We start from the raw sequence: 24,328 nt of genomic DNA, 5'->3' as shown, positions 1-24,328 counted from the left end.
CGAGGGAGGTGTGGCGTGCGCTCAGTAGACGGCAGGGCCTGACGCCGCTGCGGGCGCCGCCTTGAATCGGGCGGCCAGCGCACGCGTGGTCCTGGCCAGCAGCGTCGCCTCGACGCCGACGGCGACAAAGCGCGCGCCTAGATCGATGTAGTGCCGGGCCAGCGCTTCGTCGACCGCGAGGATGCCCGGCGCCTTGCCGGCGGCGAGGATGCGCGCGATCGCGCTGTCGATGGCCGCACGTACTTCGGGGTGCGCCGGATTGCCGAGATGCCCCATCGACGCCGACAGGTCCGCCGGCCCGATGAAGACGCCGTCGACACCATCGACCGCCGCGATCTCGTCGACTTGCGACAGCGCTTGCACAGTCTCCACCTGCACCAGCAGGCAGATGCTGTCGTTCGCTTCGTGCAGGTAGTTGGCGTAGGCGCTCCAGCGCGACGAGCGCGCGAGACCGCTGCCGACGCCGCGCATCCCTTGCGGCGGGTAGCGGGTGGCGCGCACGAGTTGGCGCGCTTGCTCGGCGCTTTCCACCATCGGCACCAGCAAGGTCGTCGCGCCGATCTCCAGCACCTGCTTGATCAGCGACACCTCGCCCAGCGGAATGCGCACCACCGGGTGCGACGGGTAAGGCGCGACAGCCTGCAGCGCGCCCAGCATCGAGCGCAGATCGTTCGGCCCGTGCTCGCCATCGATCAGCAGCCAGTCGAACCCGGCGCTGGCGCAGAGCTCGGCAGCGTACGGGTCAGCAAGTCCGAGCCACAGCCCGATCTGCACGCCCGGGGCGGCGATTGCCTGCTTGAAGGTGTTGATGGGTGTTTGCGGTGTTTGCATCAGGCGAACTTGATGGAGATGGAACCCAGCGGTCCGTAGTCGGCATGGAAGGTGTCACCAGCTACGCAGGCCACCGGGCGTGTGAACGAACCGCCGAGCACGATCTCGCCGGCCGCGAGCGATTCGCCGTGTGCCGCGAGTTTGTTGGCGAGCCAAGCGACGCCGTTGCCGGGGTGGTTGAGCACCGCGGCGCCGAGGCCCGACTCCTCGATCACGCCGTTCTTGTAGAGCAGGGCGCCGGCCCAGCGCCAGTCCACCGCGTCTGGTCTCATCGGCCGGCCACCGAGCACGACGCCGGCGTTGGCGGCGTTGTCTGCAATGGTGTCGAGCACCTTGCGAGGTGCCTTGCTCACTCGGTCGAACTGCTCGATGCGTGCGTCGATGAGTTCGAGCGCCGGCACCACGTAGTCGGTGGCGTTGAGCACGTCGAACAGCGTCACATCGGGGCCACCGGGTTCGGCTGCGAGCGGGCGCGCCAGCACGAACGCGAACTCGACCTCGAAGCGCGGCACGATGAAGCGTGCGGCTTCGACCTCGCTTCCGTCGCGCAGCAGCATGCTGTCGAGCAAGGTGCCGTAGTCGGGTTCGGTGATCTGCGAGGCGATCTGCATGGCACGCGAGGTCAGGCCGATCTTGTGGCCGACCATGCGCCGGCCCGCGTCACGCTGCAGGCGCACCCACTCGCGCTGGATCGCGTAGCTGTCGGCGATCGTCATCGTGGGGTGGCGCTTGGAGAACTGCTCCAGCTGCACGCGGGTGCGTTCGGCTTCGTCGAGATCGCGGGCCAGCGCGGCGTGTACGGCGGGTGAAAGCATGAGGGCTCCTTGTGCCTTGTTCATTCGTGGTTGTTCTCGGTGAGGCGCGGCGCTGCCGCGGTATCAGCCCCGGCGCGTCTTGCGCAGGTTGTCCTTGAATCGCTCGGGCACGCGTTCGTCGAAGCCCAATGCGACGCGCCTAACCTCGGCGCTGTCGGTCGGCGCATGCCCCACGCCGAGGCCGCTCGCTCGCGGGGCCTCGATCGCGACCACGGTGCCGGAGACGCGGCCGATGGCAGTGATCTCGCACTCCACGAGATCACCCGGGTCCACGCTGCGGGAATGGCAGGGCGTGCCCATCAGGATCACATCGCCGGGCACCAGCGTGATGTGGCGCGCGATGTCGGCGATCACGTAGTGCGGGCCCCAGATCGTCTCGTCACCGATGTGCGCTTCCTGCACGACGAGGCCGTTGACGTAGGTGCGCAGCGTCTGCTCGAACAGGTTGATGCCGCGCACCAGGCCCGGGCCGATCGGCAGCAGCGTGTCTGCACCCTTCACGCGCAGCATCGAGCCCTGGTCGGTGTCGCGAAAGTCTTGCAGCCCCATGTCGAGCGCGGGGCAGAAGCCTTCGATGCAGTCCCACGCCTCGTCGGGTGTCACGTTGCGGCAAGTGCGTGAGATCACCACCGCGTACTCGCCCTCGTAGTTGAGGTACTTGCAATCGGCCGGCTTGAGGATCTGCCCGCGGTGGCCGTTCAGTGCGGTTGGTGGCTTGGTGAAATAGGTCGGCGTCTCGGTGGGTTTTGGCTTGTTGCGCGTCTCGATACTGCGCGAGCTGTACGAGATGTGCACCGCGATGATCTTGCTGGGGCTGACCGGCGGTAGGTAGCTGGCGCTGTCGGCGTCGAGCACGCGCCCATCGTCCAGGCGCAGCCGGCCTGCGTCGGCACCGGCTTCGACCATCGTGCCCCAGTACGCGCTGCCGCCCACCAGCACGCGGCACCGTTCAATGCGTGGGCCGCGCATCACGGCCGGCAGTTGTTCTATCGGAAACTCGAAGTTCATGTGTCGTCCCTTCCTGCTGTTGTCTCGAGCGCGTCGGTGTTGAACCACATGTGCACGTTGCCAGTACCGCGCGCGTTCTCGTAGTCGGACAGCGCCTCGCCCTTGGCGCCGCAGTCCGCACCGCCCATCGCGCCGAGCATCTGCAGGTAGTGCGCGCCGAATGCTTCCCACGGCAGCTTGCGGTACTCGTCGTTCCAGCGCTCGACGATCTGGTCGTGGCGGCCCTGGCGCATGAGCTCGATCGCACCCTTGTCGCTGGCCACGTTCTCGGGCCGCGAGACATTGCTCTCGTGGAAGATGCGTGGGTGTTTGGGCTTCCAGTGGATGTCGTTGAACTTGTGGCTCAAGGCACCGGAGGCCAGCAGCACGGCACGCAGCCCGCTGCGCCGGATGGCCTCGCCGATCTGCGCGCCGGAGACGAGGAACTCGCCCCAATCGCAGTTCTGGCACGCGCTCACGGTGACGACAGGCACGCCCGCCGCCTCCAACCGAAGCTGCTTGACGAGGTTGACCGTCGGGTACTGGTGGCCGAGCTCGGGATGGACGATGTTGCGATGGAACCCACCCAGCTCGCGCGAGATGTCCTCAATCGACTGCGCCAGGACCGGGTGGCCACGGTAGTCGTACGGCACGCCATGCAGATACCACGGCATCTCGTCTGAGATGTAGTTGCCGCTGTGCTGAGCGCGGCCGTCGACCAGGTGGTAGCCGGTCGTGAACCAATGGCTGTCGAAAATGAGTACGACGTCTGGCGTGGCTGCGGCGATCCTGGCACGCAGGCGGGCATAACCCGCGATGAGATCCGAGTCGTCGCCCGCGCCCATCAGGCGGCGGAACTCTTCGCACTGCATCAGTCCCGGGTGGTGCGACACAAGGGCCGCGCCGACGATCTTGCCGTTCATGGTGAACCTTTCATCGATGGCTGAAACTGGCGCGGAACGGCTTCTTCGGCACGACCACGTCCTTCACGTCGCAAAAGAACTCGAAGCTCCAGTCGCCGCCTTCACGGCCGATGCCCGAGCGCTTGATGCCGCCGAACGGCGCCGCGAGATCGCGGATGCCGAAGCTGTTGACCCAGATGAAACCGGTGCGCACGCGCTCGGCGAGTTGTGTGGCATGCACAGTCTCGCCATAGCAGACGCCGCCCAGGCCGTAGTCGGTGCCGTTGGCCATCGCGATCGCTTCGTCGTCGTCAGCGAAGGTCTGCAGCGTCAACACCGGGCCGAAGACTTCGTTCTGCACGATCTCGTCGTCCTGCTTCAGGTTCGTCAGCATCGTCGGCTGCAGGTACTGCGCGCCGAAGGAGTGGCGGCCGCCGCCCCACAGCAGTTGCGCGCCGCCGGCGAGCGCACGTTCGACGAAGCCGAGCACGCGCTCGACCTGGCGCGGGTGGATGATCGGGCCGACCTCGGTGCTCTCGTCACGCGGGTCACCGACCCGCAGGCGTTCGACCTGCGCCCGCATCGCGGCGACGAAGGGCTCGGCCACCTTCTCGTGCACCAGGAAGCGCGTGCCGGCGAGACACACCTGGCCGGCGTTGCGGTACATCAGCGCGCCGGTCGCGGCGGCGTTGTCGAGGTCGGCGTCCTCCAGCACGATGAACGGGCTCTTGCCGCCCAGCTCCAGGCTGCAGGGCACCAGGTTCGCGCCCGCGGCCTGGGCAATGAACTTCGCGGTCGGCACGCTGCCGGTGAACGAGATGCGGGCGATGCGCGGGTCGGCGACCAGCCTGGCTCCGGTGCTGGCTCCCGCGCCTTGCACGACGTTAAACACACCCGGCGGCAGGCCCGCTGCATCTGCCGCGTCGGCGAGCAGCGAGCAAGTCAGCGGCGCCCATTCCGGCGGCTTCAGGATGCAGCAGTTGCCGGCCGCCAGCGCCGGCCCGAGCTTCCAGGTGGACAGCATCAGCGGCGCGTTCCAGGGCGTGATGATCACGACCACGCCGGCCGGGTCATGGCGGACGATGTGATGCGCTTGCTCGGTGTCGATCGGCCGGTTCTGCAGCTCCAACGCATGCTGTGCGAACCAGCTGATGTTGAGCATGGCGCGCGGCACCACGCCGTGGCGCATGCGCGAGAGCAGCACGCCTGCGTCGGTGCTCTCCAGCTGGCAGAAGGCTTCGGCACGCTCGCCGATCTGCGCGGCGAAGCGGTCGAGGTAGGGCTTGCGCTCGGCCGCCGTCAGCGCGCTCCACGCCGGGAAGGCGCGCTGCGCGGCGCGTATCGCTGCGTCGACGTGTGACTCACTGCCTTCGGCGATGCGGCCGAGCGGGCGCTGGTCGATCGGGCTGAAGAGTTCGAAAGTCTCGTCCGACGCAACGCGCTGGCCGTCGATGTAGTGGTCGGGCGAGACGGCGACGCCAGCCACGTGGAGTTCAGGCGATGCCATCTCAGGAGTCCGCGCTGAAGCCGATGGTCTTGACCAGTGGGGCCCATCGGTCCGAGTCTTTCTTCAGCAGCGCCGTGAGCTCGGCCGGCGTCGAAGACTTTGCTTCGAGTCCCATCTGCGCCAGGGCGTCGACGACTTCGGGGTTTGACAGCGCCGTGCGCAGCGCGGCCGACAGCTTTTCGACGACTGCTGCTGGCACCTTGGCCGGCACGTAGACCCCGAACCACTCGTCGAAGACGATGTCCTTGAAGCCCTGCTCGGCGTAGGTGGGCACGCCGGGCGCGAAGCGGTTGCGCGCGGCGCCGGACGTTGCCAGCAGTCGCAGCTTGCCCGTGGGCAGGTGCTGCAGGAACTCACCGACCGGTCCGGAGACCGAGGCAAGCTGGCCGCCCATCACGTCCATGATCGCCGGCTGCGTGCCGCGGTAGGGCACGTGCTTGAAGTCCAAGCCGGCGGCACGGCCGAACAGCTCGGCGACGAAGTGCGGCACCGACCCGGGCGCAGGGCTGCCGAAGCTCGCGTCCTTCGGGTTGGCCTTGCACCACGCCACGAAGTCGCTCAGCGAGCGCACCGTCGCGGGTACCAGCGGGCCGACGGCGAGCCCGAAGTCGAAGCGCACTGCCTGCGAGACCGGCAGGAAATCCGCCACCGGGTCGTACGGGAGCTTCTTGTAGGTGTGCGGGTAGATGCCCAACATCGACATCGGCGTGACGAGCAGCGTCAGCCCGTCGGCCGGCGATGTCTTCAGGGCCGACAGCGCGATCTGGCCGCCGGCACCGGTGCGGTTCTCGACCACGACCGACTTGGCGATCACGTCGCGCAGCTTGTCGGCAATGCGGCGGGCCGTCACGTCGACGGTGCCACCGGCGGTGAAGCCGGCGAAGATCTTCGCGCTGTCGGGCAGGCCCTGTGCGCGGCTCGCCATGGCGGTCCATGCGAGGCATCCGCCGGCGGCGGCGAGAAGGTGGCGGCGTTGGATCATGAGGTCTCCTAGGTTGTTGTCGGTTCCGGGGCGAGCAGCTTCCCGGGGTTCATCAGGCCGAGTGGGTCGAGCGCACGTTTCACGGCGTGCATCAGTCGTCGTTCGGTGGGCGTCTTGTAGCGGGCGGCCTCGTCGCGCCGCAGCACGCCCAGGCCGTGCTCGGCCGAGATGGAGCCACCGGCTTCTTGCACGGCTTCGTGGACGAGGCGGTTGATCGGCGCTTCCAGCGCGGCGAATGCAGCACGCTGCGTGTCGCCCGATGCGCCGGCCGGCGGCGAGACGTTGTAGTGCAGATTGCCGTCGCCCAGATGGCCGAAGACGACCAGCCGCACGTCGGGGAAGTGGCGTGCGATGGCGGCGTCGGTGCTTTCGATGAAGCTCGGGATGCGGGCGATCRGCAGCGCGATGTCGTGCTTGATCGTCGGCCCTTCGGCGCCTTGCGACTCCGAGATGTCCTCGCGCAGCGCCCACAGGCCGCGGAACTGAGCGATGCTGGCCGACAGTGCCGCGTCGACGGCATGGCCGGTTTCGAGTGCGGCCTCGAGCACCGCTTCGATTTCGCTTGCGGCATGCGCCTCGTCACGCGTGTCGCTCACTTCGAGCAGCACGTACCACGGGGAAGCTTCGGCGAGCGGCCGGCGTGCCGCGCTCACATGACGTTCAACGAGTTGAAGGCAGGTTTCGCTGATCAGCTCGAACGCAGTCAGCGCGGGGCCCAGGCGCACCTGCGCCAGTGCGAGCAGCGCGAGTGCCGCAGCCGGCGACGGCACGGCAACAAAAGCCGCGGCCTGCGCCGCCGGCAACGGAAACAGCTTCAACACCGCAGCCGTGATGACGCCGAGCGTGCCTTCGCTGCCGATGAAGAGATCGCGCAGGTCGTAGCCGCTGTTGTCCTTGCGCAGCGCACGCAAGCCGTCCCACAGCTCGCCTTCGGCAGTAACGACTTCGAGCCCGAGGCACAACTCGCGCGCGTTGCCGTAGCGCAGCACCTGGACGCCGCCGGCGTTGGTCGCCAGATTGCCGCCGATCGTGCAGCTGCCTTGTGCGGCCAGGCTGAGTGGGAAGAGGCGGCCGGCATCGCGCGCCGCGTCCTGCACCTGCTGCAGCGTGACGCCGGCCTCGACAGTGAGCGTGTGCCCCACGGGGTCGACGGCGCGTACACGGTTCAGCCGCGCGGTGGACAGCACGACGGCATGTCCAGAGGTGTCCGGCGTGGCACCACCGGACAACCCGGTGTTGCCACCTTGCGGCACCACCGCGATGCGCTTCGCGTGGCACCAGCGCAGCACGGCGGCGACGTCGGCCGCGGTGTCGGGCTGCGCAACGGCCAGTGCCCTGCCAGTCCACTTGCGGCGCCAGTCGGTGAGGAAGGGCACCATCTCGGTGGCCTCGGTGTAAAGGCGACCGGCGAAGGCGGCGTGCAGATCGGCGAGATTCATCCCATCGCCTCGCGCGTCAGCTCGGCTGCTTGCCCGCCGACCGTGAAGGCGCAGGCAATGTTTCGGTCGAAGCGAGGTTTCATCTTTGTCTCTCGATCTGTAGAGGAGGGCGCTTTCGCGCTTGTCCTTGGCGTCGTTGCGCCTTTGTCAGATGGAAGTTTCGATGCCGTCTCGCTCCACGACAACCAATCGTTTCTGTGCCATTCGCAAGGGCAGGTTGATAATCGCCGGATGGCACTCACCCGGTACACGCTGCGGCAGATCGAGGCGTTCATCGCCGTGGCGGAGACGCACAGCTTCACGACCGCGGCTTCGCGCCTCGGGCTCACGGCGCAGGCCGCGAGCCAGCTCGTGGCCGAGCTGGAAGGCATCCTCGGTTTTCGTGTGTTCGACCGCACCACGCGCAAGGTGGCGCTCTCCAGCGCCGGGCGCGACTTCCTCGGGTCGGCCGAGACGCTGCTGCGCCATGTGCGCGCCGCTGACAGTGCGGCCGATGACGTTCGCAACCGCGCTTCAGGCGTGGTGCGTGTGGGCGCGCCGCTGGTGCTGGCGTCCACCGCGCTGCCGCTGGCGATGCGCGACTACCTGCGGCGGCGGCCGAAGGTCGTCGTGCGGATCCGCGATGTGCCGGTCGACAGGCTGGTCGACTGCGTGGCCGTCGGCGATGTCGATCTCGCCATCGGGCCGGACCGCGTCACCGATGACAACGTCGTTGCCAAAGCGCTGTTCGACAGTGCCTGGGTGCTGTGGTGCGCACCCAGCCATCCGCTGACCAAGAAGCGCTCGGCGATACGTTGGTCCGACCTGGTCGACGTGCCCATCGTCGCGGCCGGCCGTGACCACGAACGCAACGTGGCGCAGATGCGCCTGAGCGCACCCGACGGCGTGCGCATCACGCCGGTCGACGTGGTGGACAACATCTCCACGGCGCTGGGCATCGCGTCGCAGGGTCTGGCCGTGACGCTGGCTCCCGCCTATGTGGGCGTGCTGGCGAAGCTTTTCGGGTTGGTGATGCGGCGTGTCGTCGACCCCGAGGCGGTGCGCAAGGTCTGCCTGTACCGGCCTGTGGCACGAGCCTCATCGCCGGCAGCCGACGGCTTTGCCGAGTACCTTGCGCCGTGGATGGTCAGCTGGCACGCGGGCTGACCCACCACAGCCGGAACCCGCTGTATTTTTTGTGCCTGCAGCCCCTTCGGGCCATTGAACGGCGCAGGGCCGGGCGCATCTACCGCTTCTTCTTCATCGCGCCGGAGCGTGTTTCCATGCCTTTCATGCCCTTGACCGTCATCTCAGCCTTGTTGCACGGCTACATCGGATGGCGGTTGGCACCGACTCTCGGCGCGCCGTGGTCGTGGCTGTTAGTCGCCACGCTGGTTCTGTCGGCGTTATTGATGCCGATGGGCTTGCTGGCACGAAGAATCCGCAACCGGTCGCTGTCCGACGCGCTCACCTGGGCCGGGCTGATCTTCATGGGGCTGTTCTCCTCGCTGCTGGTGTTGACGCTCGGTCGCGACGTGGTCTTGCTGGTGGGGAGCCTCGTGATGGAGTCGACCGACAACCTGGTGTTGTGGACGGCGCAGGCCGTGCCCGTGCTGGCAGGTGTCGTCACGCTGTGGGGCTTCGTCAATGCGCGCCGCCGCGCGGCCATCGTGACGGTGGACGTGCCCATCCGCGGCCTGCCCACCGCGCTGCAAGGCTTCACCATCGCGCAGATCAGCGACATCCACGTCGGCCCGACCATCAAGGGCCCGTACCTGCAAGCCATCGTCGACGCCGTGAACGGCATGGATGCCGACATGGTGGCCGTCACCGGCGACCTGGTCGACGGCAGCGTGGCGGAGTTGGGCTCGCACGTCGCGCCGCTCGCTGACTTGCGCTCGCGCCACGGCACCTTCTTCGTGACCGGCAACCACGAGTACTACTCCGGCGCCCACGCGTGGATTCGGGAGTTGCGCCGCCTGGGGCTCACCGTGCTGATGAACGAGCATGCGGTGCTCCAGCATGGCGCGGCTTCGCTTGTCGTTGCCGGCGTGGCCGACTACAGCGCACACCACTTCGACCCGGCGCACCGCAGCGATCCGCAGACGGCGATGGCCGGCGCGCCGGCCCACGCGCTGGTGCGGCTGTTGCTCGCGCACCAGCCGCGCAGTGCCGAGGCCGCCGAGCGGGCCGGCTTCCATCTCCAGCTGTCGGGCCACACCCATGGCGGGCAGTTCTTTCCCTGGAACCTGTTCGTGCCTTTGCAGCAACCGTTCACTGCCGGCCTGCACAAGCTGAAGGACCTGTGGGTCTACACGAGCCGCGGCACGGGCTACTGGGGCCCACCCAAGCGCTTCGGCGCGCCTTCCGAGATCACACGGCTCCGGCTGGTACCTGCAGGCAGCTGAGGCAATTTGCCCTCTCGTGCGCGGCGGCACATGCCGCTAAGCTGGGCGCATGAATCGTCTCTCAGTCCTGTTCGGGTGTGGCGTCCTCATGGCGAGTCTGTGCGGGGCGCAATCGGCGTCAGCATTCGAAGACAGCATGGCCCAGCGCGTGCTGGCCTGCACCGGCTGCCATGGCAAGGAGGGGCGGGCGGCCAGTGATGGCTACTACCCGCGCATCGCCGGCAAGCCCGCGGGCTACCTCTACAACCAGCTGGTCAACTTTCGCGACGGGCGGCGCCATTACCCGTTGATGACGCAGCTCATCGATCCGCTGAGCAACGCCTACCTGCAAGAGATCGCCGGCTACTTCGCCGACCTCGACCTGCCGTACCCCCCGCCGCAACCTGCCACGGTGACGCCTGCGGTGCTTGCCCGCGGTGAAGCGCTGGCCTTGCGCGGCGACAGCACACGCGGCATCCCGGCCTGTGCGCAGTGCCACGGGCCGGCCTTGACCGGCGTGGCGCCTGCGATCCCCGGCTTGCTCGGCCTGCCGCGCGACTACCTCGTGGCGCAACTCGGTGCATGGAAAACCGGCAGCCGCCGCGCCGCATCGCCCGACTGCATGGCTGACATTGCGCGGGCGCTGGCGCCCGACGACGTGAGTGCCGTCGCCCAGTGGCTCGGCGCGCAAGCGGTTCCCGCACAAACCAAGGCGATCGCGCAACTGCCAGCTGCCATGCCCAGGCCTTGCGGTGGCATCGCGACGGAGGTGCCGCGGTGAAGCGCGCTATCGCCATCGTTCTGCTGGTCTTGCTGCTGCTGGTTGCGGCCGTAGCGGCACTCAACTTTCGCGATGAAGAACGCATCGACGCGTCGGTCACTGCATCGCCCGCCACGCCCGAACAGATCGCCCGCGGCGCCTACCTGGCCAAGGCCGGCAACTGCATGGGCTGCCACACGTTGCGCGGGGGGCTGCCGTATGCGGGCGGCCGGGGCATCGAGACGCCGTTCGGTACGGTCTACACCTCCAACCTCACGGCCGATCCCGTCACGGGCATCGGCCGGTGGACGCCGGCCCACTTCTGGCGCGCGCTGCACAACGGCCGCTCGCGCGATGGCCGCCTGCTGTACCCCGCCTTCCCGTACACCAACTACACGCTGCTGAAGCGGGAAGACAGCGACGCGATCTACGCCTACCTGCGCAGCCTGCCGCCGGTCGTGCAGGCGAACCGCGCACATGGCCTGCGTTTTCCGTTCAACACGCAACCGGCCCTGGCGGTGTGGCGCGCGTTGTACTTCCAGCCGGGACCCTTGGTGAATGACGCCGAACAGTCTGCTGAATGGAACCGGGGTGCCTACCTCGTGCAAGGCCTGGGCCACTGCAACGCCTGCCATGGAAGCCGCAATGCGCTGGGTGCGACGAGCAGCACGCTGGACCTGAGCGGCGGGCTGATTCCGATGCAGAACTGGTACGCGCCGTCGCTGAGCGATCCGCACGAAGCCGGCGTGGCTGGCTGGGAGACGCAGCAGGTCGTCGATCTGCTGAAGAACGGCGTCACACGCGGTGCTTCGGTGCTGGGGCCAATGGCCGAGGTGGTCAACGGCAGCACGCAGCATCTGTCGGACGCCGACCTGCGAGCGATGGCGAGCTACCTGAAGGGCTTGCCCCCCGCGCGAGACGAGCGCGCTCAGACGGCATCGCCGGTGAGCGAAATGGCTTCCAGCCGCGGCGCCAAGCTCTACGAGCAGCACTGCGTGTCATGCCACGGTGACAAGGGTGCGGGCGTGCCGGGTGCGTACCCGGCGCTGGCCGGAAACCGTGCGGTGACGATGAAGTCGCCGGTGAATCTCGTGCGCGTCGTGCTCGAAGGTGGTTTCGCGCCATCGACCGCCGGCAACCCGCGCCCCTACGGCATGCCCCCGTTTGCGACGACGCTCAACGACGAAGACACTGCCGCCTTGCTGACCTTCGTGCGCACCGCCTGGGGCAACCAGAGCACGTCGGTGTCCGCGCTCGAGGTGAGCAAGTACCGGGGTTCGGCGCGGTAAGGGGGCACGAGAGAGGCGCAAGCGAGGCGGCCGCCGGCGTCGCTGTGAGATATTTGCCCCGGGGTTCGACGTCGATCGAACCCGTTCACGCCGCGCCTCCCACATGACCGCCATCCCAGCAATCGCAAGCAGCACACACGAGGCCCCCGAGCCCGTCACCTTCGGCCAGGCGTTCGTGTACTGGCTCAAGCTCGGCTTCATCAGCTTTGGCGGGCCGGCAGGGCAGATTGCCATCATGCATGAGGAGCTGGTGGAGCGGCGCCGCTGGATATCGGAGAAGCGCTTCCTGCACGCGCTGAACTACTGCATGGTGCTGCCCGGGCCCGAAGCCCAGCAGCTGGCCACCTACATCGGCTGGCTCATGCACCGCACATGGGGTGGCATCGTCGCCGGAGGGCTGTTCGTGTTGCCCTCGCTGTTCCTGCTCATCGGGCTTTCGTGGGTCTACATGGCCTTCGGCACGGTGCCGGTGGTGGCCGGCCTGTTCTACGGCATCAAGCCTGCTGTCACGGCGATCGTGGTGTCAGCGGCCTATCGCATCGGCTCACGCGCACTGAAGAACCGTTGGCTGTGGGGCATCGCGATTGCGTCCTTCGTGGCCATCTTCGCCGTGGGCCTGCCGTTCCCGCTCATCGTTCTTGCGGCCGGCGTCATCGGCTACTTCGGCGGCCGCTTCGCGCCGGACAAGTTCGCCGTGGGCGGTGGCCACGGTAAGGCGGCCAAGGGCTTCGGGTCGGCGCTCATCGACGACGACACGCCGACACCTGCTCACGCGCTGTTCACCTGGAAGCGGTTCGTTCAGGTTCTGGCCGTGTCGCTGGGGCTGTGGCTCGTCGCCATCGGCGGGCTGACGTTCACGTATGGGTGGGATGCCGTTCTCACGCAGATGGCCTGGTTCTTCACCAAGGCTGCGCTGCTGACCTTCGGGGGTGCGTATGCCGTGCTGCCTTACGTCTATCAAGGCGCCGTCGACCACTTCCACTGGCTCACCGGGCCGCAGATGATCGACGGGCTCGCACTCGGTGAGACGACGCCCGGGCCGCTCATCATGGTTGTCTCGTTCGTCGGCTTCGTCGGCGGCTGGACGAAAGCAATCTTCGGTGCGGATTCGCTGTTCCTCTCAGGCGCAGTCGCCGCGACCGTGGTCACCTTCTTCACGTTCCTGCCGTCGTTCTGCTTCATTCTGCTGGGCGGGCCGTTCATCGAGTCGACACACGGCAACTTGAAGTTCACGGCACCGCTGACGGGCATCACGGCAGCGGTCGTCGGGGTGATCGTCAACCTCGCCGTCTTCTTCGCGTACCACGTGCTGTGGCCCACCGGGCTGTCGGGGCACTTCGAATGGCTCTCGGCCGTCATCGGGCTCGTGGCCGGCATTGCGCTGTTCCGCTTCAAGGTGGGCGTCATCCCGGTGGTGCTGGTGTCCGGGCTGGTGGGTGTGGCGGCCACCTTCATCCGGCCTCTCGTCGCCTGACTTGTCCGATCCAGTTGACGGGGTCTCGTGCCCCAGTACGATCGGCGCATGCCATTGATCCGATCGGTTGCGCCGTGCAATCGACGGCTTGCACCGGCGACAAGGCGCACCCATGAGAACCTGGCTCAAGCAGAACCGCGGTTTCCTGATCTTCCTGCTGCTGTTCGGCTTCTTCCGAACCGCGATGGCCGACTGGAACCCAATCCCGTCGGGCTCCATGCGGCCCACGCTGCTGGAAGGCGACGTGGTTCTCGTCAACCGCCTGGCCTACGACTTCAAGCTGCCGCTGACCGACATCTCCGTGGCCAGGCTCGGCGAGCCGCAGCGCGGTGACGTCGTCACCTTCACGTCGCCACAAGACGGTGTGCGCCTGATCAAGCGGCTCATCGGCGTTCCCGGAGACACGGTGGAACTGCGAGACAACCGGCTCTTCGTCAACGGCAGCGCTGCCGGATACGACCATGTCAGCGTGGCCACCGAACCGCTCGGCTTCGGCGGCAGCACCCCGGCCGTTCACGCCACCGAGACCGCGGCGGGCAGTGAGCGTCACGTGCAGTTTCTGCCGAAGGTCGCATCGCGGCGCAACTACGGCCCGGTCGTGGTTCCGGAAGGCAGCTACTTCTTTCTCGGCGACAACCGCGACAACAGCGAAGACTCCCGCTACATCGGCGTCGTGCCCAGGCACCTCCTGATCGGCCGGGCGCATCACATCCTCGTGTCGGCCGACATCCAGGGCGACTGGCTGCCGCGCATCGAGCGCATCGGCGAGCGCATTCAATAGGGCTAGGCCAGACCCTGACTGTCAGATCGATGCAGCTTGATCCTCTGGCCCTGCAAGCGCCATGGATGACCGTCGCCTTTCGCGAGGTGGGCGTCAGCACCTACCCGCTGGGGCAAAGCAACCCGCGGGTGACCGAGTACCACGGGCACGCCGGCATTCGCGGTTACGACGACAAGGCGTCGTGGTGTTCGTCGTTCGTTAACTGGTCTCTGGCGCAGGTTGGGTTGCGCGGCACCGGCTCGGCCCTGGCGCGGTCGTGGCTCGAGTGGGGTGACGCAATCAGCGAGCCGGTGCGCGGCTGCATCGTGGTGCTGTCGCGTGAAGATCCTTCGGGCTGGAAAGGGCACGTCGGCTTCTTTCTGCGCAGCGACGATGAGCACGTGCACCTGCTCGGCGGCAACCAGCTCGACCAGGTCCGGGAGCACTTTTATCCGAAGGTTTCGGTCCTGGGCTATCGTTGGCCGAGCCAGGCTCCCTCTGGCGCCTTCGAGGGCTAGCCCCACCGGATGCAGTTCGCCCCTGAAATCCTCTTTGCCGCCGCCCTGGCCGTGGTCGCCTTCCTGGCGGGGCTGGTCTACCTGCGCCTGCGCAACAAGCGTACTCGCAGCGTCGGGTTGCGGGTCGCCAACGGGCCGGCCAATCTGCGCTTCACCTGCGCGGGCTGTTCCGGGCAGTTCACGCATTCGCGCCGAACCCTTGCGGCTTGGAACAAGGGCACGCGCAAGTTCGTCTGCAATGCCTGCCACACCAAGTGGCATGGGGTGTTGCCTCCTCGGCGAGCCGACGTCATCACCAAGCCCAAGCGGGCTGCCAAGCCGCCACCGCCTGCCAAACCTCCCGCGGACCGATAGCTTCAGGTGGCTTTCTCGAGCTCGAGATTGCCGTCGATGAACTTCAGCTTGAAGGTGAGTGCGTTGATCATCCAGCCTCCTGCCGAGTCCACCAGCTGGAGTTCGTAGGTGCCGACGAACATGCGCGAGCGTTGCCCAGCGGCCACCTTCGCGCGGTGGTGCAGCGCCACACCGTAGCAGCGCACGGTGGCGGTGTCGCCATCGACCACGGTCTGGAAGTTGCCCACCTGGTGGTGCACGTGGTCGAGCGGCTTGAAGCCTTCGGCCCAGGCCTCGGCGACCTGGCGCGGCGTCATGCTGGCGGGTGCGCCGCCGACCATCGAGGTCATGTCGAGCGTGAACGGGTCGGTGAAACAGCCCTCGAGCGTGGGCCAGTCGCGCTCGTCGGTAGCAACGAACATGCGGACGACCCGGTCTTCGGCGGCGAGTCGGGCGGCAAGGTCTTCAAGGCGGCGGGCAGGCATTCGAGTCTCCTTCGCGAGGGACCACCAGCCTACCAAAGCTTCACAAGACTGCGTAGCGGCCCGGCTTGTGATTGACTGCGATGAAGAGGTTCATCACCACTGCCGCGAGCACCGAGTACGCCACGCGCCCCGGTTCGATGACGAACAACGCCGTCAGCACGATGCAGCAGTCCATGCCCATCTGCACCGCGCCGGCCCGCCAGCCCCGGCTTTGCTGCAGGTACAGCGACACGATGGTCGCCCCGCCCAGGCTGGCGCGGTGGCGGGCCAGGAAGAGGCAACCGGAGCCCAGCAGCAAGCCGCCCAGCACGGCCGCATAGGCGGGGTGCAGGCGCTCTATGGCGAAGAGCCGCGGCGACCACTCCGTCATCGCCGAGAGCAGGGTGATGGCGATGAAGGTCTTGAAGGTGAACTCGCGCCCCATGCGCTTCCAGGCAAACCAGTAGAAGGGCAGGTTGATCACGAAGAAGAGCTTGCCCAGGCTGAAGCCGGTGGCGTAGTGCAGCACGAAGGCCGCCCCAGCCGTGCCACCGGTCATGAGGCCGACCTGGGCAAACAGGATCAGCGCCAGGGAAACGAACAAGGTGCCGGTGAAGATGGCCTGCGCGTCTTCGAACGGCGTGTGGGTCTGGTTGGTGGTGGCATGCGTGCTCATTGCGGCGAGTTTGCAGGAAGCATGCCGACGCCCTTCGCAAAGCCCCAACGGGCCGACCTGCGCAGAACCGCAACACGCCGACCCGCGTGTTGGGTCTTGTCCTACAGCCTCGTTCCGCGAGCGTGGTCAACATGGTCCATTCCGATCGGACCAGAGAAGACGACATGAACAGAACATGCTCGCGCCAGCCACGCGTGGCCGCTGCCTCGTTTGCCGCATGCCTTGCCGTTGCCTTGGCAGCGTGCGCGACCACGGAGTCCGACGGCCCGCGTGCGGTCGCAGAGCTCAAGCCCGCAAGCGGCAGCTCGGTCCGTGGAGTCGCCTCGTTCAGGCAGGAGGGCGACCACGTGGTGGTGCGCGTCAAGGCCAGTGGCCTTGCGCCCAGCCGTGAGCATGGCTTCCACGTGCACGAGAAGGGCGACTGTTCAAGCCCTGACGCCAGCAGCGCGGGCGAGCACCTCAACCCCACCGACAAACCGCACGGGCCACCCGGCAGCGAGCACCATGCCGGCGATCTGCCGTCGCTGAAGGCCGACGCAGCAGGCAACGTCACCGCGAATTTCGAAGTCAAGGGCGCGCTGCTCGGCACCGGGGCGCCCGACCTGATGGGCAAGGCGCTCGTGATCCACGCCGAGCCCGACGACTACATCACCCAGCCGGCGGGCAACACCGGCATCCGCGTGGCCTGCGGCGTGATCGCGTCGCCGGCCGTTCCCGCCGGCATCGGTGAGCCGGCGAAGACCATCCCCAAGGAGATGTGATCCATTCGGAAAGGAGATCACCATGCCGCAGAACCAATGGAGTGCGAAGCGAGAACGCCAGTACGAGCACATCAAGAGTGGCCTCAAGTCGCGAGGCAAGGGCGAGAAGCTCGCCGAAGAGATCGCAGCCCGCACCGTCAACAAGGAGCGTGCGCAACACGGTGAAGCCCGTGAAGCCAGCCGCAGCTCCATCGAAGACGTGTCGGCCGGCCACCGCGGCGGCAAACGCTCGCACAGCGGCGAGCAGGGCCGCACCTACGAACAGCTCTACAACGAAGCGCGCAGCCGCGGCGTGAAAGGGCGCTCGGGCATGAGCAAGGCCGAGCTGCTGAAGGCCGTGGGCCGCTGACCGATGGGATCGCTGTTCGAACTGACACTGCCGCCGTGGGAGCTGATCCTGCGCGGCAGCGCGGTGTACTGGTTCCTGTTCATCATCTTCCGCTTCGTGATGCACCGCGATGTGGGTTCCATCGGCATCGCCGACGTGCTGCTGCTGGTGCTCGTGGCCGATGCGTCGCAGAACGCGATGGCCGGAGAGTACAAGTCGATCACCGACGGATTCATCCTCGTCGCAACCATCATCGGCTGGAACTACCTGCTCGACTGGGCGGCCTACCGGTTCCCGGCCGTGGCCAAGCTTGCCGAGCCGCCGCCATTGCTGTTGGTGCGACGCGGGCGAGTGCTGAAGGGCAGCCTTCGACAGGAAATGCTGACGGAGGACGACCTCATGTCCAAGCTGCGTGAACACGGCGTCGACGACGTCGCCCAGGTCAAGAAGGCCTACATGGAAGGTGATGGTTCCGTCACGGTGATTCGCTTCGAACGGGCTCCCATCGACCCCGCAGCAGCGAAGAAAGAGAAACCCGTCTGATGACCACGCCCGACTGGCTGCAGCACCTGCGCGAATTCGACGTCGAACTGTTCACCCTCGGCGGAGCACCCATCACCGTCTCATCGGTGGTGAGGGTGATCGTCTTCTTCGTCGCGCTGCTGTGGTTTGCCGGAGCGATGCGCCGCCTCACGGTGAGCCGCGCGCTCAGGCACACCCATCTCGACGAGGGCACGCGCCAAGCTGCCGGCTCCATCGTGCGCTACCTCGTGTTGGTCATCGGGCTGGTGCTGATCCTGCAGAACGTCGGTGTGAACCTCACCGCGCTGAGCGTGATCGGTGGCGCGGTCGGCGTGGGCGTCGGCTTCGGCTTGCAGAACATCTGCAGCAACTTCGTCAGCGGCCTGATCATCATGCTCGAGCGGCCCATCAAGGTGGGCGACCGTGTCGAGTTGGCGGCCGTCGAGGGCACGGTGCGCGAGATCGGCGCACGCCGCACGACGATCGTCACGCACGACAACATCACCATCCTCGTGCCCAACCAGAAGTTCATCACCGACCAGGTGACGAACCTGGTCTACGCCGCGGCGCCCATCCGCCTGCGGGTCCCCGTGCAGGTGGCTGCCAGCAGCGATCCGGTGGTGGTCGAGCGCCTGCTGCTGGAGGCCGCGCTGGCGCAGCCCGATGTGATGAAGGAGCCCGGGCCCGAGGTGCTGCGGCCCACGTTGGTCGGCGCGCCGCTGGTCTTCGAGCTGTGCGTGTGGCACGACGCGCACGGCCCGGTGCGCCGCCATCTGACGAGTGACCTCAACCACCAGATCGACCAGCGGCTGCGTGCCGCATCCATCACCTACGCGTAGCTGGAACGAGCAGGACCAGGGCGTCAGGACGGTAACGCGCGGCCCTTGTGTTCGAGTGCGTTGGCAGGCGAGCCGCTCGGGGCGAAATCAAGGCTGATCGGTGACAGGCTTTCCTGGGGCGCCTGTGCAGCCGGCTGGTTCTCGTATTGCTCTGCGAATTCCATGAACATGGATTCGGATACTTCCGACACTTCGGCCACCAGCAGGCTCGAGTCGGTAAAGGCCGAGGGCGTCTCGCCCCGGTGCCCGTGGAACGGGTCGTTCGATCGATTGATGAGCGTGACGGACATCTCCGAGCGGAGCGACGCGAGGCTCGGGCTCGACCAGTTGCTGACCAGCGCTTCGAGCTGCGCAAGCGCGGGCACGAGAACGTCGATCGGCACGCGGTTCAAGGCATTCATCCCATGCTTCGCCAACGCGCGCTCGAAGGCCGCGAGATGACGAGCCACCATCCGGCGAGTCATCGGGTGTGCATCGAGCAGAGACTTCAGGTCCGCGCGCAGCAAACGCAATGCTTCAGCGTCCTTGTCGATGGTTTCCTCAAGGGGTGCGTCAGGCTCGTCGGGCACGAGCACGACGTTCAGGTTCTTGCCTTCACGCTTCAGCGTGACGCGGCAGCGGAGCAGTCGCCGGAAGAAAAGAAACGGCGCTCCGATGGCGCGAAAGACGCTGCGGCTTCGGGGTTTGGCGGGCTTTTTTGACACTGGGCGCAGAAGTCCGCGCCTTGAGGCAAACGCGAGAGCGTCTGCAGGGCCGCCGGTCTTGGGATGTTCAAGCACCCATCGTATGAACGGCCACCGTGGGGGTCATGATCCTTCGATGACGGCGGCCTCATCAATCGCTGACGTCCGGATGCGGCACCGTGAACCCGTGCATACCGCACAGGTCACGACAGCGCAGAAGGATGGACCGACGCCTCTTCAGCGCAGGGCGAGAAACGCCGAGCCAGCGGGAACCGGGGTACGCCGCGTTGCGAGCGGTGTTTCGATCAGGTCCATGGCGGCATCGGCCACGTCGTCGGCGTCCACCTTCAGCAGGCAGTCGTGGTGGCGCTCGGGGCACACGTTCTTCAAGCAGTTGCGGCAGGGCACGTCGTTGTTGAGCACGCGGGCCTTCGCGCGCCAGGGTGTGTGCTGCGGGTGCGTCAACGCATACAGCACCACCACCGGGGTGCCGAGGGCCGCTGCCATGTGCGCCGGCCCGCTGTTGTTGCACACGGTGACCTGCGCGCTGGCGATCAACGCGGCCAGCTCCCCGAGCGTGAGCTGGCCCGCGAGCGAGATGGCCGGCTCGTGCATCTGCGAACTGGCACGCGCGACGAGCGCCTGCTCGTCGTGCCCGCCGCTGAACACAGCCTGACAGCCGGTGTCGCGGCAGATGCGCTCTGCTGCCTGGCCGAAGCGCTCGGCCGGGTAGCGGCGTGAGGCCGAGGTCGCGCCAGGGTGCACGACGATGTAGGGCCGCATCAGGTCGCCGCCGGCACCGACGAACTTGCGCCGCATGCTCAGCACATCACTCGCGGCATAGCGGAACACCAGCCGCTCGCTGCTCGCGTGGAAGCCCACTGAGCGCACGAGGTCGAGCTGGCGCACCACCTCGTGCCGCATGCCGTCGTTGCACACCTCCTGGTCGGGCACCCAGTCGGTCAGCAGGTCGTGCGGGTTCTCGCGGCTGTAGGCCAGGCGCAGCGGAATGCCGACCAGGCGGCACAGCAGTGCGGCGGGCAGGGCGCTCTGCGTGCAGACGGTGAAGATCACCGCCGCGTCGAAGTTCTCGCGGCCGAGCGCACTCATCATGCGGCGGTCGCTCAGGTTGCCGTGGCTCGCGCCCTTCACCCACGGCGCGTCGTAGACGATCACGTTGTCGAGTGCCGGCACGTGGCGGGCGATGGCCGCGCCGGAACGCGAACTCAGCAAGGTGATTCGGGCGTCGGGCGAGGTCTGCTTGATGGCCTGGATGGCCGGCGTCGTCATCAGCACGTCGCCAAGGTTATCGAGCCGCACGACGAGGATGTTGCGGGCATCGCGCCAGGCTTGATGTCGTGGTGCGAGGTGGATGGCAGTTGAGGTCATGGACGGGGTGCTTGTTGCTGCAATATGTGCATGTCGGCTTCAGTGCTGGGCATGCGTGCCGGTGGTGCGGTCGCCACCTCGCGTCGGCTGCTGGCTCATGCGGCGGCATTCCTCGGCGCACCTGCGGCAGGCCTCGGCGCATGCCTGGCAGTGCTCGGCTTGGTGGTGACTGCATTCGTCTGCGCAGGCTTCGCACACCGTGGCACAGAAGGCGCACGCCGCACTGTCGTGTGCGCTGCCGCGCGCCATGAAGGCGACGGCCAGGCGGCAAACCTGGGCGCAGTCGATGTCGAGCGCGATGCAGCGGGCCATCGCCTTGGGGTCGGGCTCTTGCAGGCAGGCAATGGCGCAGTGGTCACAGGCATTGGCACACTCGTTGCAAGCCTCGATGCAGGATTGATGGTTTGACATGACGGTCTCCTTGCGGCGTTTCCAGCTGCTGGCAAGCGACATTCCGCTTCACGCGGTGAGACCGAGAAAATGTCTAAGCACTTCTGCGTAGGCGTTTCCCCACACGGGAATCGTCCAAACGCATATGTGCGACTGCAGCATGCTCAATCATCATCACTCGCAGTTCAACTTCATCTGCCGAGGACCTTGATGGACAACACGCTTGCCGCCAACACGCCGACTGCTCCATCACTGGGCATGTTCGGCATGGAACCCTTCCGCGCTGTCGCCGAGTACGCGAGCATGCGCATGATGGACAGGCAGGCCTTGCCCGAGGGCGACGGACATCCGGTCATCATCTTTCCCGGCCTGGCCGCAGACAAGCATTCGCTGGTGCCCTTGCGCAACTGCTGCGAAGACCTCGGCTACGCGGTCTACGACTGGGAGCAGGGCTTCAACATCGGCCCGCAGGGCGATGTCGACGCGTGGCTCGAGAACCTCGCGGGTCACGTGCAAAGTGTCGCCACCTTGCATGGTCGGCGCGTGAGCCTCATCGGCTGGAGCCTCGGCGGCATCTACGCACGCGAGATCGCGAAGATCCGTGCGCCGCTGGTGCGGCAGGTGGTCACGCTGGGCACACCCTTCGCGGGCAACGGGCGCGACAACAACGTCGCGTGGCTGTACCGCCTGGTGAATGGCAGCCCGCCGATCATCGACGACAAGCTCGCCACGCGACTGCGCACCACGCCGCCGGTGCCCACCACCTCGATCTACAGCCGCAGCGACGGCGTCGTCGCGTGGCAGACATGCCTGCTCGATGGCAGCGTGCAGGCCGAGAACGTGGAGGTCGACGGCAGCCACATGGGCATGCCGTGGAACGGGAATGTGCTGAGCATCGTGGCCGATCGGCTGAGCCAGCCCGAAGGGGCGTGGAAGCGGCATGCGAGGGCCGGTGGCCACGCTCAAGGTGCGTGAACACCACTCAACCGTCCTCCGTTCGGGCTGACCCTTCGACAGGCTCAGGGCGAACGGAAATGGAAACGGAAACGGAAAAAAGGGTGCCCCTGACGGCACCCCTTTTTCACTGGGTCAGTGCGTAGCCGGCGCGTTCTGCGCCTCTCCCATCAGCTCTTCCTTGCGCTGCATCAGTGACTCGCCGAGCGACTTCAGGTCCAGCTCGGTCTTGCGCACCTTCGGGAACATCTCGCTCTCTTCTTCCTTCACGTGGTGGTCGATGTACTCGCCCAGCACCTTGACCTTGGCGTCGTAGAGATCGTCGGACGGCGATCCGCCGAGAATCTGCGCGATCAGGTCCTTTGCGCTCGCGTGCTCGACCTCGGCTTCGTCGACCAGGTCGCCTTCATCCATCACGTCGCGCGCGGCAGGGTAGAAGAGTTCTTCTTCGATCGTCGCGTGTGCCGTCAGCATCATGCAGATCTGCTCGGCGAGAGGCTGCTTCTGGTCGGCCTCGGCCTCGGCCTTCACCAGCTTGTCGTATTCCTTGAACAAGGCCTTCACGTCCTTGTGATCCTGCATCAGCAGCTTGATCGCGTCGGGGGTGCGCGAGGCGCTGCGCTTGGCGGGTGCCTTGCCCGTGGTCTGCTTGGTGGTTGCCGTCATGTGGGTCTCCAGGTGGGGTGCGAGCCGACATGGCCCATGCACGAGCGGACAGCTTATGCAGCTGAAGCGCGGACACAAGGGTGCGGAGCGAAGACGCGGAGAGGTCCTACAGCAGCGCTGCGATTCTGCCGACGCCACCGTTTGGCGCGGCTTGAAAGTCAGCCCAAGGTGCTCTCGTAGACCAGCCGGTCTGCGGCGTAGCAGCTGCATGCGGCCGCCTCCAGCCCGGGCCGGTCGAGCACCGTCAGGTCGCCTCGGTGATATTCGATGAGGTGCTGCCGCTGCAGCGCCCCCGCCGCGGCGGTGATGCCCACGCGCCGCACACCCAGCATGTAGGCCAGGAACTCGTGCGTCACGAGAAAGCGGTCGGCGTGTGCGCGGTCCTGGCTCATCAGCAGCCAGCGCGCAAGGCGTGGCTCGATCTGGTGGAAGCGCAGGCAGGCCGAGGCCGTAGCCAGCTGAGCCATCTGTACGTAGATGTAGCGGTTCAGGCCCCGTTGCAGCGGCAGGCTCTTCGCCAGCAGGGCGCGGAAGGCTTTGGCTTCGACCTGCCAAGCCGACCCGGGGCCTTGCACCAGCGCGTGAAGCGGTGCCGTGTTCACACCCAGGGCGAGTTCGGTGCCGAGCATGCCTTCGCGTCCCACCATGCCGACCTCGAGCACCGGTTCACCGGCGATGGAGGCCACAATGGAGATGAAGCTGTCGATCGGAAAGTAGAGGTGGCGGCTGGGTTTGCCGTGGCTGGCCAGCACGTCGGCCAGCACCAGCTGGACGGGCTTGCAAATGGCAAGCAGGCGTTGTCGGTCGACCCGCGGGAGCAGTTCGATGAGGCGGTTCTCGGCGGCGGCCAAATGGGCTCCCGGTGACGCCGGCGCAAAACGACTCGTCGGCCCGCGACTCTGGACTGCTTTCGCCCACGCCACTGTCTGCCAGCGCACATTGCGGCAAATTTGCCCGAACGCGTGCGCGCCTCAGCTTGCCTGGCTGGCAGGCAACAGCCTGTCGTATTCCTTCTTCACGACCGCATAACACTCGCAAGTGCGTTGCTCCAGGCCCCCGCGGTCGAGCACGGTGATGCGCCCGCGTGAATAGCGGATCAGCTCGGCCTTCTGCAGCTTCAGCGCCGCTTCGGTCACACCTTCGCGGCGCACGCCCAGCATGTTGGCGATCAGCTCCTGCGTCATCACGAGCTCGTTGCCGGGCAGCCGGTCCAGGCTCAGCAGCAGCCAGCGGCACAGCTGCTGGTCGAGAGAGTGGTGGCGGTTGCACACCGCCGTCTGCGCCATCTGCGTGATCAGCGCCTGGGTGTAGCGCAGCAGCAGGTGCAGCACCGGACCGGCACGGTCGAATTCGTCCTTCATGGCCTGCGCATCCAGGCGGTAGCCTTGACCGGCGCTTTGCACCACCGCGCGGCTGGGCGTGGAGCCTCCGCCCATGAAGAGCGAGATGCCGACGATGCCTTCGTTGCCGACGACGGCAATCTCTGCGGATGCACCGTTCTCCATCACATACAGCAGCGACACGATGGCGGTGGTGGGAAAGTAGACGTGCGTCAGCGTGCTACCCGACTCGTAGAGCACCTCGCCGAGCGGCATTTGCACCCATTCGAGCTGGGGCAGCCACCGCTGCGCTTCGGCGGACGGCAATGCGGCAATCAGTTGATTGAGTGTGGGTTCTTGGATCAGGGCCATGG

The 24,328-nt window shown here is 66.9% G+C and carries 28 protein-coding genes; 13 read left to right on the top strand and 15 right to left on the bottom strand.

Annotation, left to right across the window (positions count from 1 at the left end):
* Positions 1–21 precede the first annotated feature (21 nt).
* The 7 genes from hpaI to AC1DYS_RS30580 form a co-directional block, all read right to left on the bottom strand.
* Complete coding sequence (hpaI, locus tag AC1DYS_RS30610; protein ID WP_477905620.1) at positions 22–831, bottom strand: 4-hydroxy-2-oxoheptanedioate aldolase; 810 nt, start codon at positions 829–831, stop codon at positions 22–24.
* The gene (gene hpaH / locus AC1DYS_RS30605; RefSeq protein WP_477905618.1) at positions 831–1,646 is read right to left on the bottom strand and encodes a 2-oxo-hept-4-ene-1,7-dioate hydratase; all 816 of its coding nucleotides are present in this window, start codon (positions 1,644–1,646) and stop codon (positions 831–833) included. Before hpaH ends, hpaI begins: the two co-directional genes overlap by 1 nt.
* A 63-nt stretch (positions 1,647–1,709) precedes the next feature.
* The gene (locus AC1DYS_RS30600; RefSeq protein WP_477905616.1) at positions 1,710–2,654 is read right to left on the bottom strand and encodes a fumarylacetoacetate hydrolase family protein; all 945 of its coding nucleotides are present in this window, start codon (positions 2,652–2,654) and stop codon (positions 1,710–1,712) included.
* Positions 2,651–3,556 (bottom strand): DODA-type extradiol aromatic ring-opening family dioxygenase, encoded by a 906-nt coding sequence (locus AC1DYS_RS30595; protein WP_477905614.1) that lies wholly within the window; start codon positions 3,554–3,556, stop codon positions 2,651–2,653. The genes AC1DYS_RS30600 and AC1DYS_RS30595 overlap by 4 nt, the downstream gene beginning before the upstream one ends.
* A 10-nt stretch (positions 3,557–3,566) precedes the next feature.
* Positions 3,567–5,042 (bottom strand): aldehyde dehydrogenase family protein, encoded by a 1,476-nt coding sequence (locus AC1DYS_RS30590; RefSeq protein WP_477905612.1) that lies wholly within the window; start codon positions 5,040–5,042, stop codon positions 3,567–3,569.
* Between the two features lies 1 nt (position 5,043).
* Positions 5,044–6,024 (bottom strand): Bug family tripartite tricarboxylate transporter substrate binding protein, encoded by a 981-nt coding sequence (locus AC1DYS_RS30585; protein ID WP_477905610.1) that lies wholly within the window; start codon positions 6,022–6,024, stop codon positions 5,044–5,046.
* 8 nt (positions 6,025–6,032) lie between these two features.
* Complete coding sequence (locus AC1DYS_RS30580) at positions 6,033–7,463, bottom strand: FAD-binding oxidoreductase (RefSeq protein ID WP_477905608.1); 1,431 nt, start codon at positions 7,461–7,463, stop codon at positions 6,033–6,035.
* A 231-nt stretch (positions 7,464–7,694) separates the two neighbouring features.
* Here AC1DYS_RS30580 and AC1DYS_RS30575 point away from each other — a divergent pair, with 231 nt between their 5' ends.
* The 8 genes from AC1DYS_RS30575 to AC1DYS_RS30540 all read left to right on the top strand — a co-directional run bounded on the left by AC1DYS_RS30575 (position 7,695) and on the right by AC1DYS_RS30540 (position 14,984).
* Positions 7,695–8,609 (top strand): LysR family transcriptional regulator, encoded by a 915-nt coding sequence (locus AC1DYS_RS30575; protein WP_477905607.1) that lies wholly within the window; start codon positions 7,695–7,697, stop codon positions 8,607–8,609.
* A 116-nt stretch (positions 8,610–8,725) separates the two neighbouring features.
* Positions 8,726–9,850 carry a metallophosphoesterase gene (locus AC1DYS_RS30570; protein WP_477905605.1) on the top strand — a complete coding sequence of 375 codons (1,125 nt, stop codon included), beginning with the start codon at positions 8,726–8,728 and terminating at the stop codon, positions 9,848–9,850.
* 88 nt (positions 9,851–9,938) lie between these two features.
* On the top strand, positions 9,939–10,610 hold the full coding sequence (locus tag AC1DYS_RS30565; RefSeq protein ID WP_477905603.1) for a c-type cytochrome: 672 nt from the start codon (positions 9,939–9,941) through the stop codon (positions 10,608–10,610).
* A complete protein-coding gene (locus tag AC1DYS_RS30560) occupies positions 10,607–11,878 on the top strand; it encodes a c-type cytochrome (protein WP_477905601.1) in 1,272 nt (423 codons plus the stop codon). Before AC1DYS_RS30565 ends, AC1DYS_RS30560 begins: the two co-directional genes overlap by 4 nt.
* A 103-nt stretch (positions 11,879–11,981) precedes the next feature.
* On the top strand, positions 11,982–13,352 hold the full coding sequence (gene chrA, locus AC1DYS_RS30555; RefSeq protein ID WP_477905599.1) for a chromate efflux transporter: 1,371 nt from the start codon (positions 11,982–11,984) through the stop codon (positions 13,350–13,352).
* Between the two features lie 112 nt (positions 13,353–13,464).
* On the top strand, positions 13,465–14,133 hold the full coding sequence (gene lepB / locus AC1DYS_RS30550; protein WP_477905597.1) for a signal peptidase I: 669 nt from the start codon (positions 13,465–13,467) through the stop codon (positions 14,131–14,133).
* A 29-nt stretch (positions 14,134–14,162) separates the two neighbouring features.
* On the top strand, positions 14,163–14,630 hold the full coding sequence (locus AC1DYS_RS30545) for a TIGR02594 family protein (protein WP_477905596.1): 468 nt from the start codon (positions 14,163–14,165) through the stop codon (positions 14,628–14,630).
* A 9-nt stretch (positions 14,631–14,639) separates the two neighbouring features.
* On the top strand, positions 14,640–14,984 hold the full coding sequence (locus tag AC1DYS_RS30540) for a hypothetical protein (RefSeq protein ID WP_477905594.1): 345 nt from the start codon (positions 14,640–14,642) through the stop codon (positions 14,982–14,984).
* 2 nt (positions 14,985–14,986) lie between these two features.
* Here AC1DYS_RS30540 and AC1DYS_RS30535 read toward each other — a convergent pair whose 3' ends face one another.
* Entirely contained in the window at positions 14,987–15,448 is a 462-nt protein-coding gene (locus AC1DYS_RS30535; RefSeq protein WP_477905592.1) for a nuclear transport factor 2 family protein, read from the bottom strand.
* A 40-nt stretch (positions 15,449–15,488) separates the two neighbouring features.
* A complete protein-coding gene (locus AC1DYS_RS30530) occupies positions 15,489–16,103 on the bottom strand; it encodes a YitT family protein (protein ID WP_477905590.1) in 615 nt (204 codons plus the stop codon).
* A 164-nt stretch (positions 16,104–16,267) separates the two neighbouring features.
* Here AC1DYS_RS30530 and AC1DYS_RS30525 point away from each other — a divergent pair, with 164 nt between their 5' ends.
* Genes AC1DYS_RS30525 through AC1DYS_RS30510 form a run of 4 tightly spaced genes read left to right on the top strand, consistent with a single transcriptional unit; the run spans position 16,268 to position 18,553 of the window.
* On the top strand, positions 16,268–16,864 hold the full coding sequence (locus tag AC1DYS_RS30525) for a superoxide dismutase family protein (protein ID WP_477905588.1): 597 nt from the start codon (positions 16,268–16,270) through the stop codon (positions 16,862–16,864).
* Positions 16,865–16,886: 22 nt separating this feature from the next.
* Positions 16,887–17,213: a plasmid stabilization protein gene (locus tag AC1DYS_RS30520; RefSeq protein WP_477905586.1), complete on the top strand. Its 327-nt coding sequence runs from the start codon at positions 16,887–16,889 to the stop codon at positions 17,211–17,213.
* A gap of 3 nt (positions 17,214–17,216) precedes the next feature.
* Entirely contained in the window at positions 17,217–17,735 is a 519-nt protein-coding gene (locus tag AC1DYS_RS30515) for a DUF421 domain-containing protein (RefSeq protein ID WP_477905584.1), read from the top strand.
* Positions 17,735–18,553, top strand: coding sequence for a mechanosensitive ion channel family protein (locus tag AC1DYS_RS30510; protein ID WP_477905582.1), 819 nt, complete (start codon positions 17,735–17,737; stop codon positions 18,551–18,553). The genes AC1DYS_RS30515 and AC1DYS_RS30510 overlap by 1 nt, the downstream gene beginning before the upstream one ends.
* A gap of 23 nt (positions 18,554–18,576) precedes the next feature.
* Here AC1DYS_RS30510 and AC1DYS_RS30505 read toward each other — a convergent pair whose 3' ends face one another.
* The 3 genes from AC1DYS_RS30505 to AC1DYS_RS30495 all read right to left on the bottom strand — a co-directional run bounded on the left by AC1DYS_RS30505 (position 18,577) and on the right by AC1DYS_RS30495 (position 21,036).
* The gene (locus AC1DYS_RS30505) at positions 18,577–19,128 is read right to left on the bottom strand and encodes a hypothetical protein (protein WP_477905580.1); all 552 of its coding nucleotides are present in this window, start codon (positions 19,126–19,128) and stop codon (positions 18,577–18,579) included.
* A gap of 345 nt (positions 19,129–19,473) precedes the next feature.
* Positions 19,474–20,625: a glycosyltransferase family 9 protein gene (locus tag AC1DYS_RS30500; RefSeq protein ID WP_477905578.1), complete on the bottom strand. Its 1,152-nt coding sequence runs from the start codon at positions 20,623–20,625 to the stop codon at positions 19,474–19,476.
* Between the two features lie 39 nt (positions 20,626–20,664).
* Positions 20,665–21,036, bottom strand: coding sequence for a four-helix bundle copper-binding protein (locus AC1DYS_RS30495; RefSeq protein ID WP_477905576.1), 372 nt, complete (start codon positions 21,034–21,036; stop codon positions 20,665–20,667).
* Positions 21,037–21,225: 189 nt separating this feature from the next.
* On the opposite strand from AC1DYS_RS30495, the gene AC1DYS_RS30490 reads away from it, so the two are divergent.
* Positions 21,226–21,990 (top strand): esterase/lipase family protein, encoded by a 765-nt coding sequence (locus AC1DYS_RS30490; RefSeq protein ID WP_477905574.1) that lies wholly within the window; start codon positions 21,226–21,228, stop codon positions 21,988–21,990.
* A 114-nt stretch (positions 21,991–22,104) separates the two neighbouring features.
* Here the strand turns inward: AC1DYS_RS30490 and AC1DYS_RS30485 are convergent, their stop codons facing one another.
* The 3 genes from AC1DYS_RS30485 to AC1DYS_RS30475 all read right to left on the bottom strand — a co-directional run bounded on the left by AC1DYS_RS30485 (position 22,105) and on the right by AC1DYS_RS30475 (position 24,326).
* Positions 22,105–22,635, bottom strand: coding sequence for a hemerythrin domain-containing protein (locus AC1DYS_RS30485; RefSeq protein ID WP_477905572.1), 531 nt, complete (start codon positions 22,633–22,635; stop codon positions 22,105–22,107).
* A gap of 158 nt (positions 22,636–22,793) precedes the next feature.
* Positions 22,794–23,486 carry a Crp/Fnr family transcriptional regulator gene (locus AC1DYS_RS30480; RefSeq protein ID WP_477905570.1) on the bottom strand — a complete coding sequence of 231 codons (693 nt, stop codon included), beginning with the start codon at positions 23,484–23,486 and terminating at the stop codon, positions 22,794–22,796.
* A 120-nt stretch (positions 23,487–23,606) separates the two neighbouring features.
* Complete coding sequence (locus AC1DYS_RS30475; RefSeq protein WP_477905568.1) at positions 23,607–24,326, bottom strand: Crp/Fnr family transcriptional regulator; 720 nt, start codon at positions 24,324–24,326, stop codon at positions 23,607–23,609.
* Positions 24,327–24,328: the final 2 nt, after the last annotated feature.

Source organism: Rhizobacter sp. P2_G4 (assembly GCF_056403575.1).
Note: the sequence above shows the minus strand (reverse complement) of the source record. Positions and strands in the feature narration are given on the sequence as shown.

What these genes read in the sequence shown, in the direction of transcription:
- AC1DYS_RS30500 (WP_477905578.1), bottom strand. Translation starts at nt 20,625, where the DNA reads ATGACCTCAACTGCCATCCACCTCGCACCACGACATCAAGCCTGGCGC.
- AC1DYS_RS30570 (WP_477905605.1), top strand. Translation starts at nt 8,726, where the DNA reads ATGCCTTTCATGCCCTTGACCGTCATCTCAGCCTTGTTGCACGGCTAC.
- AC1DYS_RS30565 (WP_477905603.1), top strand. Translation starts at nt 9,939, where the DNA reads ATGGCGAGTCTGTGCGGGGCGCAATCGGCGTCAGCATTCGAAGACAGC.
- hpaH (WP_477905618.1), bottom strand. Translation starts at nt 1,646, where the DNA reads ATGCTTTCACCCGCCGTACACGCCGCGCTGGCCCGCGATCTCGACGAA.
- AC1DYS_RS30520 (WP_477905586.1), top strand. Translation starts at nt 16,887, where the DNA reads ATGCCGCAGAACCAATGGAGTGCGAAGCGAGAACGCCAGTACGAGCAC.
- AC1DYS_RS30475 (WP_477905568.1), bottom strand. Translation starts at nt 24,326, where the DNA reads ATGGCCCTGATCCAAGAACCCACACTCAATCAACTGATTGCCGCATTG.
- AC1DYS_RS30490 (WP_477905574.1), top strand. Translation starts at nt 21,226, where the DNA reads ATGGACAACACGCTTGCCGCCAACACGCCGACTGCTCCATCACTGGGC.
- AC1DYS_RS30540 (WP_477905594.1), top strand. Translation starts at nt 14,640, where the DNA reads ATGCAGTTCGCCCCTGAAATCCTCTTTGCCGCCGCCCTGGCCGTGGTC.
- AC1DYS_RS30530 (WP_477905590.1), bottom strand. Translation starts at nt 16,103, where the DNA reads ATGAGCACGCATGCCACCACCAACCAGACCCACACGCCGTTCGAAGAC.
- hpaI (WP_477905620.1), bottom strand. Translation starts at nt 831, where the DNA reads ATGCAAACACCGCAAACACCCATCAACACCTTCAAGCAGGCAATCGCC.
- AC1DYS_RS30495 (WP_477905576.1), bottom strand. Translation starts at nt 21,036, where the DNA reads ATGTCAAACCATCAATCCTGCATCGAGGCTTGCAACGAGTGTGCCAAT.
- AC1DYS_RS30535 (WP_477905592.1), bottom strand. Translation starts at nt 15,448, where the DNA reads ATGCCTGCCCGCCGCCTTGAAGACCTTGCCGCCCGACTCGCCGCCGAA.
- AC1DYS_RS30575 (WP_477905607.1), top strand. Translation starts at nt 7,695, where the DNA reads ATGGCACTCACCCGGTACACGCTGCGGCAGATCGAGGCGTTCATCGCC.
- AC1DYS_RS30510 (WP_477905582.1), top strand. Translation starts at nt 17,735, where the DNA reads ATGACCACGCCCGACTGGCTGCAGCACCTGCGCGAATTCGACGTCGAA.
- AC1DYS_RS30600 (WP_477905616.1), bottom strand. Translation starts at nt 2,654, where the DNA reads ATGAACTTCGAGTTTCCGATAGAACAACTGCCGGCCGTGATGCGCGGC.
- AC1DYS_RS30595 (WP_477905614.1), bottom strand. Translation starts at nt 3,556, where the DNA reads ATGAACGGCAAGATCGTCGGCGCGGCCCTTGTGTCGCACCACCCGGGA.
- AC1DYS_RS30585 (WP_477905610.1), bottom strand. Translation starts at nt 6,024, where the DNA reads ATGATCCAACGCCGCCACCTTCTCGCCGCCGCCGGCGGATGCCTCGCA.
- lepB (WP_477905597.1), top strand. Translation starts at nt 13,465, where the DNA reads ATGAGAACCTGGCTCAAGCAGAACCGCGGTTTCCTGATCTTCCTGCTG.
- AC1DYS_RS30525 (WP_477905588.1), top strand. Translation starts at nt 16,268, where the DNA reads ATGAACAGAACATGCTCGCGCCAGCCACGCGTGGCCGCTGCCTCGTTT.
- AC1DYS_RS30485 (WP_477905572.1), bottom strand. Translation starts at nt 22,635, where the DNA reads ATGACGGCAACCACCAAGCAGACCACGGGCAAGGCACCCGCCAAGCGC.
- AC1DYS_RS30590 (WP_477905612.1), bottom strand. Translation starts at nt 5,042, where the DNA reads ATGGCATCGCCTGAACTCCACGTGGCTGGCGTCGCCGTCTCGCCCGAC.
- chrA (WP_477905599.1), top strand. Translation starts at nt 11,982, where the DNA reads ATGACCGCCATCCCAGCAATCGCAAGCAGCACACACGAGGCCCCCGAG.
- AC1DYS_RS30515 (WP_477905584.1), top strand. Translation starts at nt 17,217, where the DNA reads ATGGGATCGCTGTTCGAACTGACACTGCCGCCGTGGGAGCTGATCCTG.
- AC1DYS_RS30545 (WP_477905596.1), top strand. Translation starts at nt 14,163, where the DNA reads ATGCAGCTTGATCCTCTGGCCCTGCAAGCGCCATGGATGACCGTCGCC.